This window comes from Ruegeria sp. HU-ET01832 (assembly GCF_040371315.1).
GTDB classification, from domain to species: Bacteria; Pseudomonadota; Alphaproteobacteria; order Rhodobacterales; family Rhodobacteraceae; genus Ruegeria; species Ruegeria lacuscaerulensis_A.
Window position 1 is genome coordinate 221,642 of the sequence record NZ_BAABWL010000001.1, and the last position, 20,779, is coordinate 242,420.

At 55.8% G+C, this 20,779-nt stretch carries 20 protein-coding genes; 12 read left to right on the top strand and 8 right to left on the bottom strand.

Annotated elements, in window-relative coordinates; all coding sequences use genetic code 11:
* The first annotated feature begins 63 nt into the window (after positions 1 to 63).
* The gene (locus ABWV79_RS01150; protein ID WP_353389836.1) at positions 64 to 2,109 is read left to right on the top strand and encodes an ASKHA domain-containing protein; all 2,046 of its coding nucleotides are present in this window, start codon (positions 64 to 66) and stop codon (positions 2,107 to 2,109) included.
* A gap of 18 nt (positions 2,110 to 2,127) precedes the next feature.
* A complete protein-coding gene (locus tag ABWV79_RS01155) occupies positions 2,128 to 2,985 on the top strand; it encodes a class I SAM-dependent methyltransferase (protein ID WP_353389839.1) in 858 nt (285 codons plus the stop codon).
* Between the two features lie 223 nt (positions 2,986 to 3,208).
* On the opposite strand, the gene ABWV79_RS01160 is transcribed toward ABWV79_RS01155, so the two are convergent.
* The 5 genes from ABWV79_RS01160 to ABWV79_RS01180 form a co-directional block, all read right to left on the bottom strand.
* Positions 3,209 to 4,186, bottom strand: coding sequence for a DUF6492 family protein (locus ABWV79_RS01160; protein WP_353389842.1), 978 nt, complete (start codon positions 4,184 to 4,186; stop codon positions 3,209 to 3,211).
* A gap of 381 nt (positions 4,187 to 4,567) precedes the next feature.
* Positions 4,568 to 5,395, bottom strand: coding sequence for a polyphosphate kinase 2 family protein (locus ABWV79_RS01165; RefSeq protein ID WP_353389845.1), 828 nt, complete (start codon positions 5,393 to 5,395; stop codon positions 4,568 to 4,570).
* A gap of 125 nt (positions 5,396 to 5,520) precedes the next feature.
* Positions 5,521 to 6,582, bottom strand: a complete 1,062-nt coding sequence (locus tag ABWV79_RS01170) for a methyltetrahydrofolate cobalamin methyltransferase (protein ID WP_353389848.1) — start codon at positions 6,580 to 6,582, stop codon at positions 5,521 to 5,523.
* Between the two features lie 9 nt (positions 6,583 to 6,591).
* The gene (locus ABWV79_RS01175) at positions 6,592 to 7,518 is read right to left on the bottom strand and encodes a methylenetetrahydrofolate reductase (protein WP_353389851.1); all 927 of its coding nucleotides are present in this window, start codon (positions 7,516 to 7,518) and stop codon (positions 6,592 to 6,594) included.
* A 26-nt stretch (positions 7,519 to 7,544) separates the two neighbouring features.
* Positions 7,545 to 7,841, bottom strand: coding sequence for a virulence factor (locus ABWV79_RS01180; RefSeq protein ID WP_170354240.1), 297 nt, complete (start codon positions 7,839 to 7,841; stop codon positions 7,545 to 7,547).
* 241 nt (positions 7,842 to 8,082) lie between these two features.
* Between ABWV79_RS01180 and ABWV79_RS01185 the strand changes: the two genes are divergently transcribed.
* The 3 genes from ABWV79_RS01185 to ABWV79_RS01195 are packed head-to-tail and all read left to right on the top strand — an operon-like array spanning position 8,083 to position 10,310.
* The gene (locus ABWV79_RS01185) at positions 8,083 to 9,195 is read left to right on the top strand and encodes a Ppx/GppA phosphatase family protein (protein WP_353389856.1); all 1,113 of its coding nucleotides are present in this window, start codon (positions 8,083 to 8,085) and stop codon (positions 9,193 to 9,195) included.
* Between the two features lie 13 nt (positions 9,196 to 9,208).
* Positions 9,209 to 9,544, top strand: a complete 336-nt coding sequence (locus tag ABWV79_RS01190; protein WP_353389858.1) for a hypothetical protein — start codon at positions 9,209 to 9,211, stop codon at positions 9,542 to 9,544.
* Between the two features lie 49 nt (positions 9,545 to 9,593).
* The gene (locus tag ABWV79_RS01195; RefSeq protein ID WP_353389861.1) at positions 9,594 to 10,310 is read left to right on the top strand and encodes an RlmE family RNA methyltransferase; all 717 of its coding nucleotides are present in this window, start codon (positions 9,594 to 9,596) and stop codon (positions 10,308 to 10,310) included.
* Between the two features lie 2 nt (positions 10,311 to 10,312).
* Here the strand turns inward: ABWV79_RS01195 and ABWV79_RS01200 are convergent, their stop codons facing one another.
* The 3 genes from ABWV79_RS01200 to ABWV79_RS01210 form a co-directional block, all read right to left on the bottom strand.
* On the bottom strand, positions 10,313 to 10,501 hold the full coding sequence (locus ABWV79_RS01200; RefSeq protein ID WP_170751314.1) for a hypothetical protein: 189 nt from the start codon (positions 10,499 to 10,501) through the stop codon (positions 10,313 to 10,315).
* 98 nt (positions 10,502 to 10,599) lie between these two features.
* Positions 10,600 to 12,498, bottom strand: a complete 1,899-nt coding sequence (locus ABWV79_RS01205) for a cytochrome c3 family protein (protein WP_353389865.1) — start codon at positions 12,496 to 12,498, stop codon at positions 10,600 to 10,602.
* Positions 12,495 to 13,361, bottom strand: a complete 867-nt coding sequence (locus ABWV79_RS01210) for a YihY/virulence factor BrkB family protein (protein ID WP_170354245.1) — start codon at positions 13,359 to 13,361, stop codon at positions 12,495 to 12,497. Before ABWV79_RS01210 ends, ABWV79_RS01205 begins: the two co-directional genes overlap by 4 nt.
* Before the next feature lie 150 nt (positions 13,362 to 13,511).
* Between ABWV79_RS01210 and ABWV79_RS01215 the strand changes: the two genes are divergently transcribed.
* From ABWV79_RS01215 to ABWV79_RS01245, 7 genes are all read left to right on the top strand, one after another.
* Complete coding sequence (locus ABWV79_RS01215; RefSeq protein WP_170751318.1) at positions 13,512 to 14,594, top strand: AI-2E family transporter; 1,083 nt, start codon at positions 13,512 to 13,514, stop codon at positions 14,592 to 14,594.
* Positions 14,569 to 15,708: an acetoin utilization protein AcuC gene (locus ABWV79_RS01220; RefSeq protein ID WP_353389869.1), complete on the top strand. Its 1,140-nt coding sequence runs from the start codon at positions 14,569 to 14,571 to the stop codon at positions 15,706 to 15,708. Before ABWV79_RS01215 ends, ABWV79_RS01220 begins: the two co-directional genes overlap by 26 nt.
* A gap of 111 nt (positions 15,709 to 15,819) precedes the next feature.
* Entirely contained in the window at positions 15,820 to 16,797 is a 978-nt protein-coding gene (locus tag ABWV79_RS01225; protein WP_353389871.1) for an AAA family ATPase, read from the top strand.
* A 9-nt stretch (positions 16,798 to 16,806) separates the two neighbouring features.
* The gene (locus ABWV79_RS01230) at positions 16,807 to 17,754 is read left to right on the top strand and encodes a DUF58 domain-containing protein (RefSeq protein ID WP_353389874.1); all 948 of its coding nucleotides are present in this window, start codon (positions 16,807 to 16,809) and stop codon (positions 17,752 to 17,754) included.
* Complete coding sequence (locus ABWV79_RS01235) at positions 17,751 to 18,224, top strand: DUF4381 domain-containing protein (RefSeq protein WP_353389877.1); 474 nt, start codon at positions 17,751 to 17,753, stop codon at positions 18,222 to 18,224. Before ABWV79_RS01230 ends, ABWV79_RS01235 begins: the two co-directional genes overlap by 4 nt.
* Positions 18,218 to 19,204, top strand: a complete 987-nt coding sequence (locus ABWV79_RS01240; RefSeq protein ID WP_353389880.1) for a vWA domain-containing protein — start codon at positions 18,218 to 18,220, stop codon at positions 19,202 to 19,204. The genes ABWV79_RS01235 and ABWV79_RS01240 overlap by 7 nt, the downstream gene beginning before the upstream one ends.
* On the top strand, positions 19,201 to 20,706 hold the full coding sequence (locus ABWV79_RS01245) for a VWA domain-containing protein (protein WP_353389882.1): 1,506 nt from the start codon (positions 19,201 to 19,203) through the stop codon (positions 20,704 to 20,706). Before ABWV79_RS01240 ends, ABWV79_RS01245 begins: the two co-directional genes overlap by 4 nt.
* Positions 20,707 to 20,779 lie beyond the last annotated feature (73 nt).

The following is a 20,779-nucleotide window of genomic DNA, read 5'->3' on the forward strand; positions in this document are numbered from 1 at the left end:
TCCCTTTGCGCACAAACCCATATCTTCCCCGGCATACGCGCGAATACAAAAGGCAGGCCCGACATGACCACCGACCCCCTTGTTGTCTTTACCCCCTCGGGCAAACGCGGGCATTTCCCCGTTGGCACCCCGGTTCTGACCGCCGCCCGACAGTTGGGTGTCGATCTGGATTCGGTCTGCGGCGGACGCGGGATTTGTTCGAAGTGCCAGATCACGCCCAGCTATGGTGAGTTTCCCAAGCACGGTGTCACCGTATCTGAGGACGCGCTGAGCGAATGGAACGCGGTCGAACAACGCTATGACGACAAACGCGGGCTCAAGCCTGGCCGCCGTCTGGGCTGTCAGGCGACGGTTCAGGGCGATATCGTGATCGACGTGCCGCCTGAGTCTCAGGTCCATCGTCAGGTCGTCCGCAAAGCGGCTGCCGCACGCGCCATCACCATGGACCCGGCGACGCGGCTGTATTTCGTGGTGGTCGAGGAACCCGACATGCACTCGCCCACCGGCGATCTCGAGCGATTGGAACGCGCCCTGCGCCAGCAGTGGAACATTGAGGCCGTCACCGCCGATCTGTCGCTGATGGCGAAGCTGCAACCGGTGCTGCGCAAAGGCAAATGGGAGGTCACGGTAGCCGTCCACAAAGGCCACAAGGATGAGGTCGCACGGATCGTGGAAATCTGGCCCGGCCTGCATGAACAAGGGCTGTACGGTCTGGCCATCGATCTTGGATCAACCACGGTCGCCGCACACCTGACCGATCTGGAGACCGGTGAGGTCAAGGCCTCATCTGGCCTGATGAACCCACAAATCCGCTTTGGTGAAGACCTGATGAGCCGCGTGTCCTACGCCATGATGAACCCCGGTGGTGATCAGGAAATGACCCGCGCGGTGCGCGAGGCGATCAACGATCTGACCATCTCCATCGCCGAGGAGGCCGGTATCGACACCGCGCTGATCGTGGAGACGGTTTTCGTCTGCAACCCGGTCATGCACCACCTGCTGCTGGGTCTGGACCCGGTCGAACTGGGGCAGGCTCCGTTCGCGCTGGCCACATCCGAGAGCATGTCCCTGCCCGCGCGTGAGATGGACCTGACCAAGATGAACCCGCGCGCGCAGGTTTATATCCTACCCTGTATTGCGGGACATGTGGGCGCCGACTGTGCCGCCGTTGCGCTCTCCGAGGAACCCGGAAAGTCCGAAGACCTCGTGTTGATCGTCGATGTGGGCACCAATGCCGAAATCCTGCTGGGCAACACCACACGCGTGCTCGCCTGTTCCTCACCCACCGGCCCCGCGTTTGAGGGCGCGCAGATCAGTTCCGGCCAGCGCGCCGCTCCGGGAGCGATTGAGCGCATCGAAATTGATCCCGTCACCAAGGAACCCCGTTTCCGCATCATCGGGTCGGACAAGTGGTCTGATGAGGACGGGTTCGATCTTGATATCGCCACCACCGGGATCACCGGCATCTGTGGCTCGGGCATTATCGAGGCTGTTGCCGAAATGCGTATCGCCGGTCTGCTGGATGAAAGCGGCCTGATTGGCTCGGCTGAACAAACCGGCACCGCGCGCTGCATCCCCGAAGGCCGCACGCATTCCTATCTGATCCACGATGCCAGCGCCGAAGGCGGCCCGCGTATCACCGTAACCCAAGGCGATATCCGCGCCATCCAACTGGCGAAATCGGCGCTTTATGCCGGTGCGCGCCTGCTTATGGACGAGATGAAGGTCGACGCCGTGGATCGCGTGGTTCTGGCCGGGGCGTTTGGCGCGCATATCTCGACCAAACACGCGATGGTGCTGGGCATGATCCCCGACGCACCGCTGGACAAGGTCTCAAGCGCGGGCAACGCCGCTGGCACCGGCGCGCGGATCGCGCTGTGCAACATCGGATCGCGTAAGGAAATCGAGCGTGTCGTGCGCGAGATCACCAAGGTCGAAACCGCCATCGAGCCAAAATTTCAGGACCATTTCGTCGCCGCCAACGCTATCCCGCACAAGACCGACCCGTTCCCGGAACTGGCGCAGGTGGTCACGCTGCCCTCACCCTCGTTCAACACCGGCGGCGGGGATGAGGAAAAATCTGGCCGTCGCCGTCGCCGCAGGTCATAGTCTCCGGCAGGAGGCACCATGACCATAGCAAACGAAGAACAGGCCGAGTTCTGGGGCAACTCACCCTCGGGTGCGAAATGGCTGACCTATGAGGACCAGATGGATGCGCTTCTGGCTCCGGTTCTGGATCTGGTGTTAGAGCGCGCCGCCCTGCAACCGGGGCAGCGCGTGCTGGATATCGGCTGCGGCACAGGGGCCAGCACGGTTCTGGCGGCGCAGGCTGTTGGTCCGGACGGGCATGTTCTGGCCGCCGATGTCTCGCAGCCTTTTTTGGATCGCGCCGCCGAGCGCGCGCTAGCAGACGGGCACGCGAATGTCGGCTTTCAATTCGCCGACGCGCAGACCCATCCGTTCGAGGAGGGCGACCGCGATATCATGATCTCGCGCTTTGGGGTGATGTTCTTCGAAGACACCGTAGCCGCCTTTGCCAATATGGCGCGCGCGCTGAAGCCCGGCGGCCGGATGTGTTTTGCCGCCTGGGGGCCGCTATCTGGTAACCCGTGGTTCCGCCTGCCCCATATCGCGGCGACCGAACGGCTTGGCACGCCGCCCAAGGTCGACCGCAACGCCCCCGGCCCCTTGGCTTTTCACGATCAGGACCGAGTCAGCGGATTGCTGGCCGAGGCTGGCCTGACCGACATCACTGCCGATGCTGTTCCCCTCATTTTGCCTGTTCGAGGCACGCTTGAAGACAGCGCGGCGCTGTGTACGCGGATCGGACCCGCCGCACGGGTGATCGCCCATTTCGACGGAACCCCCGAAGATGTCTCTGCAATTCGGCAGGCTGTGGCCGAGAAGTTCAGACCCTATGTCGCTGGAGATGTTGTTGAAATACCGGCCCTGATAAACCTGTTTCAGGCACGCAGGCCGGGCTGATCTGGAGCGGGTAACGGGAATCGAACCCGTAACAAGAGCTTGGGAAGCTGATCAAAAAAGGCGATTTGCGTTGTTTCTTGATGTTCAGACGAACTTATTCAGGAATATGTTCAATACTCATTGAGCCGAAACGGTTCAAACGTCACTTCTAAAAAACTCAAGTTTGAAAAATTCGATGTTTTCTCGGCCTCAGCTAAACAAACAAATTAGCCTGACATTCATATCAAGTTTTGCTCGAACGGCAATCAGCGTCGTTCAGCAATGAAATAACTTCCTCCCTTGAGCCAAGTTTCTTCTTCTCAAGCGCAAGGGCAAACCCATCACGGTCTTGTTTTGAAAGATGTTGAAGCGCTTTGTAATGAACCGAGACAGTAAGGGTGTTAGGGTCAACCATAGCATTCAATAATTCTAAGAATCTTTCATTCCCGCCATCAGGCCAGTACCCCACGTGTCGACGTCTTTCTTGGCCGAAGATATTTCTTACGCCTCCGAAGTTTTCTATTGCCCACGCGTTAATTAACATAAACTCCGATGGCCTTTTTCTGGACGCGAACATTACTTCTAGAGCGCCATTCTTTGCTTCTACTTCTCGACAAACAGAGTTCAGTATTTCTTTGGTAACTGAAAAGGGCGTAACAAACTTAGTTGTTTCGAAGATATTCATTTTGCTTTTGTTAATCGAGAGCACCTTCAGGCTCTCATCCAACCAATCCTTATGAATACCCTCTACAACAGGTTGAAACGATGTAAGAGGTTTGTTTTCAGGATCAAAAAAGTCAGTTTCACATACAGGGCTTACAAACAAGTTCTTTGCATCAAGAATCACAATTTGCTCTGTTGGGGATATCCGCCCCGCCGCCAACTTGATGGCTTGCTGAATTCGGTATCCGTTGTTTCCTCTCCACCCTCTATGTCTATGAACTTGTAAACGGTTGATATATCTAGACTTCAAGCCGTGAAGTCCTGCCCAACCTTTGGCTAAAACATCATCACCGCTAAGGACACTGACGATCCCTGAAAGTGAACCATAGTTTGGGAGAATCCTTTCAAGCTCAAGTCTTAAGCGGTGTTCTTTTTGATCATTGATTACGACTAAAATTTTAGAGACGATTTTCCGGTCGACAAATTGATCCATGGATTTTGCTTGCAACATTAGCAATGGTAAATCCCTATGATGCACCACTGTTAGAAATGTAATCATGTCAGTACCTTAAAATGCCTTCGGCGCGTTATGATTTGTCCGATCGGTTGCAAACCAGAACACTCGATCACCATCACTAAAACAAATACGAATGTCGGTCCATTTGTTCAAAACTTTTTCATGAACGCAAACTGAGCGCGACGTAAGGGCTTTGGCACATATCTGACACAGGGTGTGCCAACCTGTACAGTAACTCAATAACTCAGAGCCATCTAACTCTTTGTCATTAAAACTTTTTTGGAAAATTGAAAGGGGAAATCAGACCTAAGCTGAGGGGATTGGGAAGCTCGTGTGATACCTTTTCACCATACCCGCCGCGTGGGTCGGGATAGCATCCCGCGCGACCAGACCGCAAGCGCCATTCCGCAGACTAACACGCGATTATTCCGTACGGGCACGCAGGCTGTCTATCAACGATTGTTCCACGTCCAAGGCTTCGCTGGCCGCGTCCAGCGTGCGCTGATCCAGATGCTGCGGGTTCAGGTCGATCCCGTCCGAGAACGTATCAACAATCGCGCGCATCGCTTTGATCCGCGCGTATTTCTTGTTGTTGGCCGGGATCACATGCCACGGCGCGATTTCTGTTGAGGTACGCGCCAACATCTCGTCCACCGCCACCTCGGCCTCGGCCCAGCGTTCGCGGTTGCGGAAATCCTCATAGGTCAGTTTCCAGCGTTTCATCGGATTGCGCAGGCGTTCGGTGAAACGCGCCATCTGTTCCTCGGGTGAGATGTGAAAGAACAGCTTTACGATCCGCGTCTCGTCATCCACCAGCATCCGTTCGAAATCGTTGATCTCGGCATAGGCGGCACGCCAGCGGTATTCTGGCGTGAACTTTTCCAACCGCTCGACCAACACCCGCCCGTACCAGCTGCGGTCAAAGGCCGAGATGGCGCCCTCGGGCGGCAACCTCTCCCAGAACCGTAGGAGATAGTGACGGTTCAGATAGTAATTGCGCGGCGCCCCGATGGGCCAGACCTTGAAACTGCGCGGGTCCAAAGCCTGACTGATACGGCGGATCGTGCCGCCCTTGCCCGCCGCGTCCCAGCCTTCGAACACCAACACGCCCTTGAGCCCGTGAAACAGAAATGCCTGCTGAATCAGTGCCAGCTGCGCCTGCAGATCGACCAGCTCTTCGAAATATTCTTTCTTGCCCAACCGCAGCGACAGATCGGCCTCGGCCAGTTTCGGAGGAAAGTGTTTGGTCATTTCAATGCCCTGATCTGGTAATAATCATGGGCAGTGTCGCAATAACGACCGAAAGCAGCCTTGATCGGTGTCAAAACGAAAAAGGCCGGGCACTTGGCCCGGCCTTGAAGGTCGTTCCCGACAGATCAGGCGCGGCGCCGACGGCCACCGCCGCGACGGCCACCTGCCCCACCGGCTGCAGCGGCTTCTTCAGGCGACTTATTGAATTTGATCCACGCCCCGCCATGCGGGTCATTGTTGGTCAACAGATTGGCGGCGCGGATGGCCTCCATTTCCTTACCAGCACGCGGTTGGGTCGAGCCCAGTCCGAACAACTGGCAGAAGGTCTCATCGTCCATATCCGCTGGCAGAACGATGCCCTTGGCTTCAACCTCGGCCTTCTTTTCAGCCAGTTTCTTGGGGCCAACCGGCAAGGCCACCGGGTTCATGATCGCCGAAGTCATGCCAGCGCCCATCGCCATCGGCAGGAACGCGTTATTGATGCCATGACGGTTGGGCAGACCGAACGAGATGTTGGACGCACCGCAGGTGGTGTTCACGCCCAGTTCTTCGCGCAGACGACGGACCAGCGCAAACACCTGCTGGCCAGCGGTTGCCATCGCACCGATCGGCATGACCAGCGGGTCAACCACAATGTCATGGGCGGGGATCCCGTAATCGGCAGCCCGTTCAACAATGGTTTTTGCCACGGCAAACCGCACATCCGGGTCTTCGGAAATCCCAGTGTCGTCGTTCGAGATCGCCACAACCGGCACGTTGTATTTCTTGACCAGCGGCAGCACTAGCTCCAGGCGCTCTTCCTCTCCCGTCACCGAGTTCAGCAGCGGACGGCCTTCAGCCGCCTCAAGGCCCGCCTTAAGCGCGCCAGGAACCGAGCTGTCGATGCATAGCGGCACATCGACCAGACCCTGCACCAGCTCGACGATCTTGGTCATCAGCGGCGGCTCGGTCTCGTTCGGGTTGGGGTTCGAGTTATAGACGACGCCCGCATTGATATCCAGAACGGTTGCCCCTGCTGCAACCTGCGCGATGGCGTCTTTCTCGACAGTGGAGAAATCGCCCGCTTCCAGTTCCGCAGCCAGTTTCTTGCGGCCGGTGGGGTTGATCCGTTCACCGATCACGCAGAAGGGTTCATCAAAGCCCAGAACGGCGGTTTTTGTTTTTGATTCTACGACTGTACGGGTCATATCCGTTCCTTAGGAGTTTGCAGGCTTTGCCGAAGCGCCACCGTTATTGATCGCCCAGGTGGCGTTGGTCTTGATGCCACCCAGCGGGAAGAAGTGTACGTTGGTGATATTGAAATCGGGGTTGGCCGCCTTGTGGTTGGCCAGCTCGGTCAGAACATCGGTAGGCTCATAGGGCAGCAGCAGCTTGGACACGTCCATGGCACGTTTCTGCAGAACTTTAAGCGAGGGGCCAACGCCGCACGCGATGGCGAACTTGATCAGGGTCTGCAGCTTGGCCGGGCCCGCGATACCAATATGGATTGGCAGGTCGATGCCCGCCTCTTTCAAGCCATCCGCCCATGCGATTATCGGCTTGGCATCAAAGGCGAACTGCGTGGCCAGCGCCATTTCGGCATCCGTCGTTTCGCTGAATTTCTGTTTCCAGCGCAGCGCGTCATCGACATTTTTGGTCGAGCCGTCAGGGTCGATGTCCTTGTTGCCTTCGGGGTGGCCAGCCACGTGCAGGCGTTTGAAACCAGCTTTGTCGAACAGGCCAGATTCCAGCAACTGCATTGAGCTTTCGAAATCGCCATGTGGTTTTTCGACACCGCCAGCCAGCAGCAAAGCCTGCTCAACACCTGCTTCGCCTTTATACATCGAAATCCAGTTTTCCAGCGTGGCTGCGTCCTTGATGATCCGCGCAGGAAAATGCGGCATGACCGGATAGCCGTCATCGGCCAGACGTTTGGCCGTCTTGACCATGTCCTCGATAGGCGCGCCCTCGATATGAGCGATGTAGACGCGGGTGCCTTGGGGCAGCAGCGCTTTGAAGTCTTCGACCTTTTCGGCAGTGCGGGGCATCACTTCAATCGAGTAGCCCTTCAAAAAGGCTTCGACGGTCGGGTTCACAGGGCCGTTTTCGACGGCAGCACGTTTCTTGAAGTTCAACAGAGCCATCGTGGCCTCCCATAAAGATCTCGGGCTCATGCCCAACCATCATTCGCGATCAGAGCTTTGATGCGATCCTGATCATATTCAGCTTCCAAGCGCGCTGCCTCGGCCTCGGCGATGTCGGACGGATCGCCCTCAACCGCAAAAGGCTCGGCTTTGCGCCATTCGGCCAGGTAGGCATCGCTATCCTTGGCGTTCACCTTCATGGCCGCCCGGTCGATCGCTTGCTCGAACCGCTCCTCCAATTGCCGCTTTGCGCCCCGCCGGCCTTTGCCGACGATGACTTGGGCGGGAATATCGCGCCAGTATACGATGGTGACGTCAGGCATCGCTGTTGATTCCTCCTAACCAGATGGACCGGTTCTAGACTTCTATATGGGCACACGTCGGTCGGTTTTCGACACAAGGCGTATTTCAAACGACCTTTTGGCTCACGATGGGATAGCGGGTTTGTAACGAATAGTTCAACGTTCACGCATATCAAAATTCTCATCACTATAATGAGTGTCTTGCGCGATCAGAACACGCGACCTATGGTCGGGGTAACTCGAAAATCGGAGGGCGTTACGAATGGCGCCCAAGCGTCCCAAAGGTGCGGGCGCGTTCCCGAAAGCGGTCGAAAGCCCCGCGCCGGCAAGGCCCGATCCCGATGCGCTATACGCAGCGCTGGATCTGGGTACAAATAGTTGTCGCATGTTGATCGCCCAGCCCAAGGGCAGCGGCTTTCATGTGGTCGACAGTTTCTCGAAATCCGTGCAGCTTGGCGCGGGGCTCGAACGGACCGGACGGCTGTCTCGGTCTTCGATGGCGCGCACCATTCAGGCATTGCGCATCTGCCAGCAAAAGCTGAAACGTAACAAAGTCAAACGGATGCGACTGGTCGCCACCGAAGCATGCCGCCGCGCAAAGAATTCGCGCGATTTCATCCGACAGGTCAAACGGGAAACCGGCCTGACCCTTGAGATCATCAAGCCCGAAGAAGAGGCCCGTCTGGCCGTTATCTCATGCGCGCCGCTTGTGTCGACCAAGACCGAGCAGTTGCTGGTCGTTGATATCGGCGGCGGTTCGACAGAACTTGTGTGGATCGACCTTTCTTCGGTGTTGCGCCGCGATAGGCCCGCAGCGATCATGCGACTGCATCACGGGTTTCAAACCGCCGAAAACCCCTTTCCGTCTGCCAAAGTTGTGGACTGGATCAGTGTTCCCTTGGGTGTCGCAACCCTGCGCGATCAGTTCAACGATGTCGAAGACGACTCGGCCCGCTTTGCGCTTATGAGCTGGTTTTTCGAGGAAAACCTTGCAGATTTTGCCCCTTACAAGGACGAGCAAACACGGGAGGGCTTCCAGATCGTTGGCACCAGCGGAACGGTTACAACTGTTGCCGCGTCACATCTGGGATTAAAGCGCTATGACCGAACCAAAGTGGACGGTCTGCGTATGACCAGCGATCAGATTGACAAGGTGATACGCGGGTATCTGGAGCTTGGTCCTCAGGGGCGGCGCCGTGACCCAAGGATCGGCGATGACCGACAGGCTTTGATCATGTCGGGCTCGGCCATTTTGCAGGCGTTGCTGCGCTGCTGGCCCACCGACCGTCTTTCGGTAGCCGATCGCGGACTGCGCGAAGGTCTGCTGTACGCGCAAATGAGCGCGGACGGTGTGTTGGAAGACGGACCTTTTTAGGACCATATCTTCGATGCCGCTGACCGTCGTTGCCCTAGCCTATCGCACATCGACCGCAGCAACCACTATTTGTTGTCTGGAAGCAGCCGGATTTGACGTGTTCTGCCCCGGTTTTCAGATTGCAAACACCCTACCGCATTATGCTCTGGCCATAGGGGGAATTGCGCTGTCAGTGCCCTACAACCAAGGTCTGGATGCGCTGGCGTTTTTGAACGAGGTTTCGCACCCTGAAGTTCCGAAGTCCTCCGTTTTGACCACGGGGGCAAACTGTCTGGGCTGGCTGGGCTTTGGTGTTTCTTCTCCTTGGCCCGATCTGCTATTGATGGACGCACCGACAGGATCAACTTGATAACCCTAGACCAAGCCGGTAAACGCCCCCAGTCTTCAGGAGACCACACATGGCCAAAACACCGACTGGAAAAAGCAACTCGGGACGCGGACAACGCGATCTGAAGGTTAAGGTAAAGACCGCCCGAGGACGCAAACTCAGCTCGACCCGCTGGCTCGAGCGGCAGTTGAACGATCCGTATGTCAAGCGTGCGCAGGCCGAGGGGTACCGGGGGCGCGCGGCGTTCAAAATATTGGAACTGGACGACAAATTCCGTTTTTTGGTCCCCGGCGCTCGTGTCGTTGACTTGGGCTGTGCTCCCGGCGGCTGGCTGCAGGTCGCCGTCAAACGAGTGAATGCGCTAGGTGAGAAAAGCGGTAAGCGCATCGGAACAGTTCTGGGTGTGGACCTGCAAGAGGTCGAACCGGTCGCAGGTGCGATCGCCCACGTTTTGGACTTCATGGAAGACGACGCGGACGACAAGGTCAAAGAGTGGTTGGACGGCAAGGCCGATGTGGTCATGTCGGACATGGCCGCAGCCTCATCTGGGCACAAGCAGACAGACCATTTGCGTATCATGGCGTTGTGCGAGGCCGCCGCCTATTTCGCCTTTGATGTCCTTGAGGAAGGTGGAACCTTTGTGGCCAAGGTGCTTGCCGGGGGCGCAGAAGGCGACTTGCAAAAATTGCTAAAACAGAAGTTCAACAAGGTCGCCAACGTAAAACCGCCCGCTTCACGGTCGGACAGTTCCGAAAAATTTGTTGTAGCAACAGGCTTTCGTGGCTGACCTTAATCTTCGAGCGAAATAAAATCACCCGCCAGTACCTGTTGACGCAGTGACGCCGTAGCAATCCCCTGCATCAACAGCGCCTCACCATGGTTCAAGTATTCCGGCTTGCGCGTTCGCAGATCCTCGATCCGTTGGGATAGGGAAAGTGGCCGTTGCAGTTGCGACGTATGGACCGGTTTGTCGGACATGGAGCACCTTTTAACACGACGGGTTTTCTACCCGCCCCGTCCTGTTACAGGTGAAATTTGCCGCTAAAATGGCCGAAACCGGGCGAAGCGGTGCCGTTTTAGCGGATCAACTGCCTTTGCAGTTGCAGCAGATCCGGGTGATCGGGTACCCGGTCCAACCCTTGGCTTAGGACGTCCAGAGCCGCTTCAGTTCCGCTGTTGAGTTGGACCAGTTGCACCAGAATGGGCCATGCCTCAGCTCTCTGTGGATCCAGTTGTATCACCTCGCGAAAGGCGCGTTCGGCCGCTGGCGCGTTCCGAAAGGTCAAAGCCATCCCGCCCAGCACCATATGGGTTTCTGGAAAGTCCAGCCGATTGGCAATGGCATCCTGCCATTCTGCCATCGCCTGACCAGCCTTTGACTGTTGCCCGGCGGTCAGGGCTTGTTGCGGAATGGTCAGAAGCTCTTTGGCGACAGCAATACGCACGTTCAACAACGGATCGGACAACAAAGGTTCCAGCCGCTCAATCTGATCGCGGAGCTCGGCGGAACGTTGCAGCACCACAGCGTTCGCACGGACCAAAGGATCTTGGTCAGACAGCAACCCTGCAGTCTGTGCAGCAACTTCGGCCGAGCCGTAGTTCTGCAATAGATATGCAGCTGTCGCCCTGACAATACCCGGTTGCGTCTGATCACCCGCAATACCCAACAGCGCCGATGGTCCTTCGGCCTGCCCCGTCACTGCAGCGTTGAATACAGTTCCATAATGGGGACCACGGTGAGACGATTCCGGAAACCAATCGGCTATTTGTGCGGCAGCCCAGGATTGGTTTTGATCCGTATGGCAATCGGTGCAGGCATCCTGACCCAGTGCCAGATCGGGACGCGGGACGCGAAAACTGTGATCGCGACGGCCATCCACACCCATGTAAACCCGTTCAATCATGTGGCACGATTTGCACTGTGCCCCTGCGCTGCCATCGGGATGGTTATGATGCGCAGACGTGTCGTATTCTCCGCGGGCGAGGGTCGGAAAGCGGTCATTCCCCGCACCCGAATGGCATTGCGTACACAGCCCGTTTCCTTCGGCCTTAAGCATCGCGCTATGTGGCTCGTGGCAATCCATGCAGCCGACCCCTTGCGCGTACATTCGCGACTGCAGGAATGAGCCATAGACGTAGACCTCGTCCAGAATTTGGCCATCCGGGTGGTAGAGCCCCGGCCGTAAAACCGCCAGGTTGTAGGCATCGTGATACGCCGTGCCCGGCAACGGGTTGCCATCCCCATGCGCCTCGCGGCGGGAATGGCAACCGGCACATTGCTGTATCTCAGCCTCAGTCTGCCCCGCGCCCCATTCCATCGTGAAGCCATATTCCGTCAGGTCGGGGCTGCCCCCCTGCCCGTTCGTCCAGTCAATATGCGCCGAGCCTGGCCCATGGCATGCTTCACATCCAACCCCGATTTCCGCCTGGGTAGACGCATATGAGCGCGTTCCCGCGTCATAGTTCTTGTCAAAGCCAGTGGCGTGACACTCGGCACAGCGCGCATTCCAGTTTTTATAGGGGCCGGTCCAGTGCAACCCATCATCGGGCGGCAGGTCCTGATCGGGGTATAAGTGGAACCAACGGTTTTCTTCAGTGTCCCAAACGACATCAAAGCTTTGCAATTGCCCCGGTTGGGTTTCGAACAGGTATTGCTGCAGGGGTTCGATACCGACTACCGAGTGTACCGTGTGATCGTTTGATACCCCGTCTTTCTCCGTGACCCTGGCGCGCAGTTCGCCGTCATCGGAGAAACGGACAGACATCCCATCATGGTCGAACTGCGTACCATTGAAATCCGCAACAACATGACCGTCCTCCACATCTGTCCAAGCCAAGGCGTGATGAGATTGCGACCACTCCGCGGCCTCAGCCTCGTGACACTCTTTGCATTGATCGGAACCGACATAGACGGGCACCTGGGCTGCGGCGAAGGTCGGCAGCATCAGCCCAAGGATAATCCAAAGAGCTTTCACGGTTGGTCCCCATCATCGCCAACTTGCAAATCCATGAGCGCGCCATTGTATTCCGCGCCCAATATCAGGATCGCTGCGCAGAGATACAAAAAGATCAGGGCAGCCATCGCTCCGGCCAAACCAGCATAGGTGGCGCTGTAGGATGCGAATTGGCTGATATATATTGAAAAGCCCCATCCGCCCGCGGCCCAAAGCGCCAAAGTCAACAAGACCCCAGGCAGAATTTGTGACAAGGAATGACGCCGTGTCGGCAGGATCAAATGCGCCAAAAAGACAGTTCCCGCTGGAACGGCGACGGTAAACGTCCAGCGCAGGCGATCCACGGACAACCAATGCGATACGTTTACATCTGTCTTTTCCGAAACCAGTTTGGTGTAAACCGGTAAGATGACCTCGACTGCAGCGATAGCCAGAATTGTAGCCCCACCGATGATCACCAGACCAAGGCACAGCAGCCGCGTTTTCCAGAATGGCCAACTGTCTTGATCATGATAAGCCTGATTCATAGCCGCCCTGACAGCAACCACCCCGTTCGAGGCAAAGAAGATCGCCAAAAGGCCGCCCAAAGTAATCACGCCCGACCCCGATTGCTCTAGCACTGCGCGAAGTTCGGATACGATGGGATCGGCTACATCCTTGGGCCATGCGCCAAAGATCAATTCGATCAGTTCTTCGGTGACATAACCTTGTGACAAGGACCCGGCCAATGCCACTGTGAACAGAACAAATGGGAACAGTGCCAACATCAACGACATGGCGACATGGCTGCTCATGACAAGGCCGTTTTTGCCACCGAACCGTCCAATAGCCAGCCACAAAGCCTGGATTGGGCGACTCAGCGAAGGAATCACTTGAGAAATCATGATCAAAGCCTAACCCGCCCAACGCGATCACAGAACCGTCAAAACCCCAAAATGGGCAAATTAACTTACCCAAACATCTGGATGCATTGCATAATTTTCCGGTCTGTGCAGGATCAAGGTAATCCAACCTGCAACGTCACAGGCAGCTGAATGACCCTGGATCCAGAAAACTCCACGTCCTCGCCACGTTTAAAATTGGCGGTCGTGCGCGACGCGGCCATTGTGGCGACACTGACAGTGCTTGCGCTTTATGCGGGGGCGGCGTTTTTAATCCCGTTGACCATGGCCCTCTTGATCAACGTTCTGATCATAGCGCTTAGCGACCGTGTGATCGCCCTGACCCGCGCGCCTGTCTGGTTAGCCAATATTGCAGGCGTTACCGTGGTTTTGGCAGGGTTGTTCATGATCATGTATATTCTGGGCAGTCAGGCGACGCAGTTCGCACGCTCGATCAGCGACTACGAAAGCCAATTCGACGGAGCCGTCAATCGGATCACCGGACTTGTGGGCAACAATGTAACAACCTTCATACGCGACAATCTGATCAATATCGACATGACCTATGTCGCGCGCGTACTACTGGGCAGCGCCACATCACTGCTGAACCAATTCTTCCTGATCAGCCTTTACGTCGCATTTTTGATGGCCGAAAGACTGGCCTTTCGCAAGAAAATCCGGCTAGCCGCCGGGAACCCAAAAACCGGTGCCGAGTTCGCTGCGGTGTTGGATGCGATCTCGTTCAGCCTGCAACGCTATGTGGGCGTGAAAACCTTCATCAGTCTAATTACGGCGGGGATCAGTTACTCGGTGTTCCGAGTTCTTGGTCTAGAATATTCCGAAACATGGGCCGTGTTGACATTTGCACTGAACTTCATCCCCTCAATCGGGTCGATTATTGCCGTGGTGTTTCCGGCCATGATTGCATTGGTTCAATTCGAAACCATCGGCCCTTTCCTGATCATCGTATTCGGTTGCGGGACGATTCAGTTCGCTATCGGCAACTTCCTTGACCCGGCGATGCTGGGCCGGTCACTTAATATGTCGACCTTCCTCGTGATCCTGGCTCTGACTTTCTGGACAACAGTTTGGGGCATGATAGGGGCGTTCCTGAGTGTGCCTTTAACGGTCTGCATCCTGATCGTATTCAGCCATATCCCCGCCTTGCGCCCAATCGCGGTTTTGATGTCGCTGGACGGTCGGATTTGGGATGATCAGGGCAACACAGAAACCTGAAGCGATGCAGCACCCTCTGTTCATTGGTGCCGAAATCTTTCGGAAGTCCACCTACGGTGCGAAACATCCGCTAGCGATTCCCCGCGTTTCAACAGTCATTGATCTGTGTCGCGCGTTGGGCTGGCTAAAGGCTGAAAATTATCGCGTGAGCCCCTGCGCCAAACCAAAGGCGCTGCACGCGTTTCATACGCCTGAATACATCGATGCGCTGCAAAAGGCAGAGGCGTCGCAATTCGTATCAGACGAAACCCGACAAAAACACGGGCTGGGCACCCTGTCCAACCCGGTTTTCCCCGAGATGTATCGTCGACCAGCCACCGCTGCCTGTGGTTCGATGCTGGGTGCGGAACTAATCCGCGATGGCGGTATTGTCTTTAACCCTGCCGGCGGCACTCATCACGGTCTATCCGACCGAGCCAACGGGTTTTGCTACCTCAATGATCCTGTCTTGGCGATTCAGTCCCTCATCCGTTACGGACTGAGCCGGATAGTCTACGTCGATATCGACGCCCATCATTGCGACGGAGTCGAGGCTGCGTTCCACGGTTCTACTAAGGTCAGAATGATATCAATTCATGAAGAGCGCCGCTGGCCATTCAGTGGAACACTGGATGACACTGCGGGAGGAGCGGCTTTCAACCTGCCCGTCCCTCGGGGCCTGAATGACGACGAATTCTTTGCCATCCTGGAAGAGCTGATACTACCAGCCGCCGCTGCGTTTCGCCCTCAAGCCATCCTTCTTCAATGCGGTGCCGATGCTGTGGCCGAAGATCCCCTCTCGCGTTTGACCTTGTCCAATAATGCGCATTGGAGGGCAGTGTCGAGTTTGCAGAAATTGGCGCCGCGGTTCCTTGTTTTAGGTGGCGGCGGCTACAACCCGTGGTCAGTTGCCCGCCTATGGAGCGGCGTTTGGGCAACGCTAAATGGGTATGAAATACCGGACGCTCTGGATGCAAATGCGCAGATTATCCTCAAATCCCTGACATGGAGCCGCGGAGGGGGAAAACAGCCGCCCGAACACTGGGTAAAAACGCTTCGGGACAAGCCACACCTTGGACCAGTTCGTTCTGAATTGTCCGCTAGTCTGACTCGCATCAGGGCAAGAATTCCATAGTGGAACGAAACGCAGCGGGCTGCTAACCTGATGCTAGCACAGCGCAATTCCGAGCAACCGTTACTATCCCCATTGCATCCCTGCAGCATGAAGATTCAACTGGAATAAGCAATGAATGCACACAATCAAATAAATGATCTGAAATCTCGGATGGGGCAGTCTATTATCGGCCAGTCCGACGTGATCGACCGCCTGTTGATCGGACTTTTGGCGAACGGAAACTTGCTAATCGAAGGTTTGCCAGGCTTGGCGAAAACCCGGGCCGTCAAAGCAATGGCCCGTAATTTGGATGCCCAGTTCAGCCGAATTCAGTTTACTCCAGACCTTTTGCCGTCTGACGTCACCGGAACTGAAGTGTTTCAACAAACACCTGACGGCGGAACATTCCGCTTCGAGCCGGGCCCCATCTTTGCCAATATTGTTCTGGCGGACGAAATTAACCGAGCGCCGGCAAAGGTTCAGGCCGCGTTGCTTGAAGCCATGGAAGAGCGTCAGGTCACGGTATCGGGTACGACCCACACGATGGACCCGTTATTCATAGTGATGGCAACCCAGAACCCCATCGAGCAAGAAGGGACCTACCCCCTGCCCGAAGCGCAGATGGACCGCTTCCTGATGCACGTACAGATCACTTATCCACTCGTCGAAGACGAAGTCGAGGTCATTCGGCTTGTGCGCGGTGAAGACAACGCCACCGCTTCTTCATCCCGAACCGAAGCTCCTGCGCCGATCCCTCAAGACGCTGTGTTCACCGCAAGGGCGGAAATTGGACAAATACATGTGTCAGACGCAATGGACAGGTATATGGCCGATCTGGTGCAAGCGACACGAACACCAGACAAGTTCAGCGAGGACTTGGCCAACTGGATTGAGATAGGTGCAAGCCCGCGCGCTTCGCTGGCACTCGACAAATGCGGGCGTGCGCACGCCTGGATGAACGGGCGCGACTATGTGGACCCTGCTGATATCCGGGCCATCGCGCATGACGTTTTCAGACACCGCATTACACTTAGTTTCGAAGCCGAAGGCGAGGCGAAAACGGCTGACGATGTTGTCGCAGAAATTCTTCGCCTTGTGGCCCTGCCCTAAGCTGGCGCCGTGGCCCGAAATGCCACATATCCCTCTGATCCCCGCATCCATGTGACTGCGCAGCACTTGCTGCAACTTGGTGACAGGTCTACCGGGCTTAGCTTGCTGCCAAAACAACCAGCCCGTTCGATCCTGAACGGGCGGCATTCCTCGCGATTGCGCGGACGCGGTCTTAATTTTGAAGAACTGCGCAACTACCTGCCCGGCGACGATATTCGAACTATTGACTGGAAAGTTACCGCCAGAACAGGTGCCCCCCACGTCCGCGTTTACACCGAAGAGCGTGACCGCCCTGTCCTGTTGTTGGTTGATCAAAGGGTTTCGATGTTTTTCGGAACCAAGGAATTCATGAAATCTGTTGTGGCCGCAGAGGCAGCAGCAATCGCAGCGCATCGTGTTTTGGCGCAGGGCGACCGCGTAGGAGGTATTGTGTTCGGTGACACTGGTCTAGCAGAACACCGCCCTCAAAGACGTGCGGCGGCGCTTATGCGATTTCTAACTTCCGTCGGAGCCATGAACTGCAATCTGAATGCAGATTTGCGGTTCGAAACGTCCGTTACGTTGAACGAAGTTTTGAAGCAGGCAGCGCGTATCGCTCACACCAATGCGCTAGTCTGCGTATTTTCTGATTTCGACGGTGTGGACCAGAACTCGGAAAGCCTGTTTCGCAGACTGTCACACGCAAACGACCTGATCCTGTTTAACATTTCTGATCCCAGCGCACATACAGTTCCGACCGAGGCAAGGCTGACCGTCTCGGATGGAGAACAGCAGATCGAAATCGATGGCTCGACCCCCGATCTGGCAAAGCGAATCCGAGAGGCTATGGAAGATCGGCTGGCCCAGTTGTCCAAATGGTCCCTAAGATATGGGTTCCCCATCGTTCCGTTGACAACTGCTGAACCAGCGCTGGGACAACTTCTGAAACTGTTCGGTCATGGCGGAGGTCCGAGATGAGTGCCGACGTCGAAGGCAAGTCCCTTGTCGAGCTGCTGGACATGCTGAAACCCGCGCCAGAGCCACAGGTGATCGCGATGACACCGCAAACCGTGGGGTGGTTAATTTTGGCGGTTTTACTAATCTTTGCAGTTCTTTGCGCGGCGCTACTGATACGTCGGCGCCGCAAGTTGAATGCATACCGCCGATTGGCTCTAGCAAATATTGACGACGCTCAAGGCGATGTAGCCCAAATTGCCGACGTTTTGCGCCGAACGGCACTGGCGGTATATCCGCGCTCGCTGGTCGCAGGTCTCTATGGTCGAGAGTGGATTGATTTCCTGAACCGATCTTCGGCTGCGGTCTTTCCTGATGCCCTAGGACATGTTCTTACCGAAGCGCCCTACAAAGCGACGAGGAATGATCCAGAAGTCGCTGAAATTGCGAAAAAATGGATAAAAACACATCGTGTTGAAGGAGTGTCATGGTAATCTCCTTCGCTGCGCCTTGGGCCTTCCTTCTTTTACCGGTACCTGCGGTCGTTTATTGGTTCGCTCCGCCATATCGCGAAAAAGCGGCTTCGATCCGAATACCTTTTTTCCGCCGGGTGGCTAAAGCGAGTGGCATAGAGCCGCGGTCCGGTTCGTCGATACGCAATCGCGCCAGACTACCCAAGCTAACAATCATACTAATCTGGTTTCTTCTGGTACTGGCACTTGCGCGACCTGAAAGACTGGCTGACCCGATAATACTCGAAAAATCCGCGCGCGACGTTGTTCTGGCGCTCGATATTTCAGGATCAATGGATCAGCGAGACTTCACGTCAACCGACGGCACACCGAAACAACGGTTAGAGGCTGTGAAAGATGTCATGCGCACTTTCATATCCGAACGTGAAAGTGATCGAATGGCTTTGATAGTCTTCGGCACCAGAGCCTTCATACAAGCCCCATTTACGCAGGATACCAAAAGCTTAAACGGCTTTCTTGATCAGACCGCGGTTGGAATGGCAGGCCCCAACACCGCACTTGGTGACGCTATTGGCTTGGGCATTCGTACGTTCGAATCCAGCGACGTTGATCAGCGTATGATGATCGTCCTAAGCGACGGAGCCGACACATCCAGCAGGATGGCCCCGATCAATGCAGCCGCCATTGCGGCCGAGAAAGGGGTTGCCGTGTACACGATTGGCGTCGGCGATCCGAGCGCGACCGGAGAAGACCGTGTCGATCTTCAGGCATTGCAGGATATCGCGGAACGCACGGGTGGCCAGTACTTTTTTGCAGATGATGAAGAAGCCCTGACCGATGTCTACCGGCAGATCGATGCGCAAAACCCAAGGATCGTAGAAACGCAAAGTTTCCGCCAAAGGGAAAACCTCGGTCAATACCCGATGTTGGCCGCGGTGATTGTGATTCTTGCGATCTCAACCTATCTCAGCGTTTTTCAGCACCGCAGGTGGCCCCAATGATTGAGGCACTGGCGGAATTTCATTTTATTCGAGCGTATTGGCTGTTTTTTCTTATCCCAGTCCTCTTTCTTTGGGGGATAACCCGCCCCAAGAAATCACAGAAACAGGATTTCTCGGAAAGTATCGCCCCGCACCTTGCAGAAGCGTTGCGGGTTGGCGCTGCAGAAACCCGCGGAGTTTACCCAGCTGACGTCGCGATGATAGCGAGCGCGTTTATTGTATTGGCTGCGGCAGGCCCGACCTGGTCTCGAATGGAAAACCCATTGATTGCTGATACCGCTCCTTTAGTAATTACGCTGAAGGTAGCGGAAAGTATGGAGAATTCTGACTTAACGCCCTCCAGATTAGAGCGCGCAAAGTTCAAAATCACCGATCTCATCAACGCTCGCGCCGGTGCTCAGACCGCGCTCGTGGCTTATGCCGGGTCACCGCACCGCGTAGCCCCTTTGACTGAGGACGCCAATATCCTACGCCCCTTGCTTGAAGGTTTGGAACCGGCAGTCATGCCCAAAGACGGGGACTCAGCCGCTGACGCTTTGGCAATTGGCGAAGACATACTGCAAGGCAACACAACGCCAGGAGCCATCCTTTTTGTCTTGGATGATATAGCACCATCCCAGCTGCAAATCATGAAAACAACCGAAACTCAGCTTTTGTTTCTGACCATGCTTCCTGAGGGTGACACAGTCGTTCAATTGGACAATCGTGAAAGTGCACAAGTTGTTCAATTCTCAAACGATGATCAAGACATCAGGCAATTACAAAGGTTTATCAGGTCTGCCTATTCCAGCGCGCTGGACGACAACGACCTTGTGAAATGGCGCGATCAGGGGTGGATTTTTGCTTGGCCCGCGGCCTTGTTGTGCCTGCTGTGGTTTAGGCGCGGTTGGGTAATACAGTGGGTATTGCTGTCTTGCTTCTTAGCTTCTCCGTCAGGTCCAGCCCGGGCCGAAGGTTGGCGAGATTGGTTCCTGACACCGGATCAACAGGGGCAAATCGCGCTGAATAACAAAGAGTTTGCAAAGGCTGCTGACCTATTCGAAGACCCGTACCACCAAGGTTATGCACTGTTGAAAGCGGGAAAATACCCCGAGGCGATCACCGTTTTGACCCAGTTAAACACCCCAGAGGCCGCATTTGCAGAAGGCTTGGCAAGAATTCGAAACCGAGAATACCGGCCTGCAATTTCCGCGTTCGAAACTGCTCTGGTGAGGCGACCAGGCTGGCCTGAGGCACAACACAACCTTGAAGTTTCACAGGCTATTCTTGCTTATGTTGAAACCACCAGAGAGCAGTCCGACACCGGAGAAGAAGCAGGTATCGGAGCGGACGACACCGTTTTCGATAATGAGGATGGACGCGGCCAAGATACGACCGCCCAAGCGCTGGTAGACGGGTCTGCTCCGTTGCCAGCGGATCAATGGATCAGTGCGATTGACACTGATATGCAGGATTTCTTGCGCAACCGTTTCCTTCTGGACAATCAGGCTCAAAAACAATGAGATACTTGGTTTTTCTCATATGTTTGGTCGCTCCATCAGTCGCGCTACCACAATCGGAAAGCTCCGGTGAACC

Bases quoted from the DNA above. Each gene is read 5' to 3' on its own strand.
- ABWV79_RS01180 (WP_170354240.1), bottom strand. From the start codon at position 7,841: ATGCCTGACGTCACCATCGTATACTGGCGCGATATTCCCGCCCAAGTC.
- ABWV79_RS01170 (WP_353389848.1), bottom strand. From the start codon at position 6,582: ATGACCCGTACAGTCGTAGAATCAAAAACAAAAACCGCCGTTCTGGGC.
- ABWV79_RS01165 (WP_353389845.1), bottom strand. From the start codon at position 5,395: ATGACCAAACACTTTCCTCCGAAACTGGCCGAGGCCGATCTGTCGCTG.
- ABWV79_RS01190 (WP_353389858.1), top strand. From the start codon at position 9,209: ATGCCGCTGACCGTCGTTGCCCTAGCCTATCGCACATCGACCGCAGCA.
- ABWV79_RS01155 (WP_353389839.1), top strand. From the start codon at position 2,128: ATGACCATAGCAAACGAAGAACAGGCCGAGTTCTGGGGCAACTCACCC.
- ABWV79_RS01200 (WP_170751314.1), bottom strand. From the start codon at position 10,501: ATGTCCGACAAACCGGTCCATACGTCGCAACTGCAACGGCCACTTTCC.
- ABWV79_RS01215 (WP_170751318.1), top strand. From the start codon at position 13,512: ATGACCCTGGATCCAGAAAACTCCACGTCCTCGCCACGTTTAAAATTG.
- ABWV79_RS01160 (WP_353389842.1), bottom strand. From the start codon at position 4,186: ATGATTACATTTCTAACAGTGGTGCATCATAGGGATTTACCATTGCTA.
- ABWV79_RS01225 (WP_353389871.1), top strand. From the start codon at position 15,820: ATGAATGCACACAATCAAATAAATGATCTGAAATCTCGGATGGGGCAG.
- ABWV79_RS01195 (WP_353389861.1), top strand. From the start codon at position 9,594: ATGGCCAAAACACCGACTGGAAAAAGCAACTCGGGACGCGGACAACGC.
- ABWV79_RS01220 (WP_353389869.1), top strand. From the start codon at position 14,569: ATGATCAGGGCAACACAGAAACCTGAAGCGATGCAGCACCCTCTGTTC.
- ABWV79_RS01245 (WP_353389882.1), top strand. From the start codon at position 19,201: ATGATTGAGGCACTGGCGGAATTTCATTTTATTCGAGCGTATTGGCTG.
- ABWV79_RS01240 (WP_353389880.1), top strand. From the start codon at position 18,218: ATGGTAATCTCCTTCGCTGCGCCTTGGGCCTTCCTTCTTTTACCGGTA.
- ABWV79_RS01185 (WP_353389856.1), top strand. From the start codon at position 8,083: ATGGCGCCCAAGCGTCCCAAAGGTGCGGGCGCGTTCCCGAAAGCGGTC.
- ABWV79_RS01150 (WP_353389836.1), top strand. From the start codon at position 64: ATGACCACCGACCCCCTTGTTGTCTTTACCCCCTCGGGCAAACGCGGG.
- ABWV79_RS01175 (WP_353389851.1), bottom strand. From the start codon at position 7,518: ATGGCTCTGTTGAACTTCAAGAAACGTGCTGCCGTCGAAAACGGCCCT.
- ABWV79_RS01210 (WP_170354245.1), bottom strand. From the start codon at position 13,361: ATGATTTCTCAAGTGATTCCTTCGCTGAGTCGCCCAATCCAGGCTTTG.
- ABWV79_RS01235 (WP_353389877.1), top strand. From the start codon at position 17,751: ATGAGTGCCGACGTCGAAGGCAAGTCCCTTGTCGAGCTGCTGGACATG.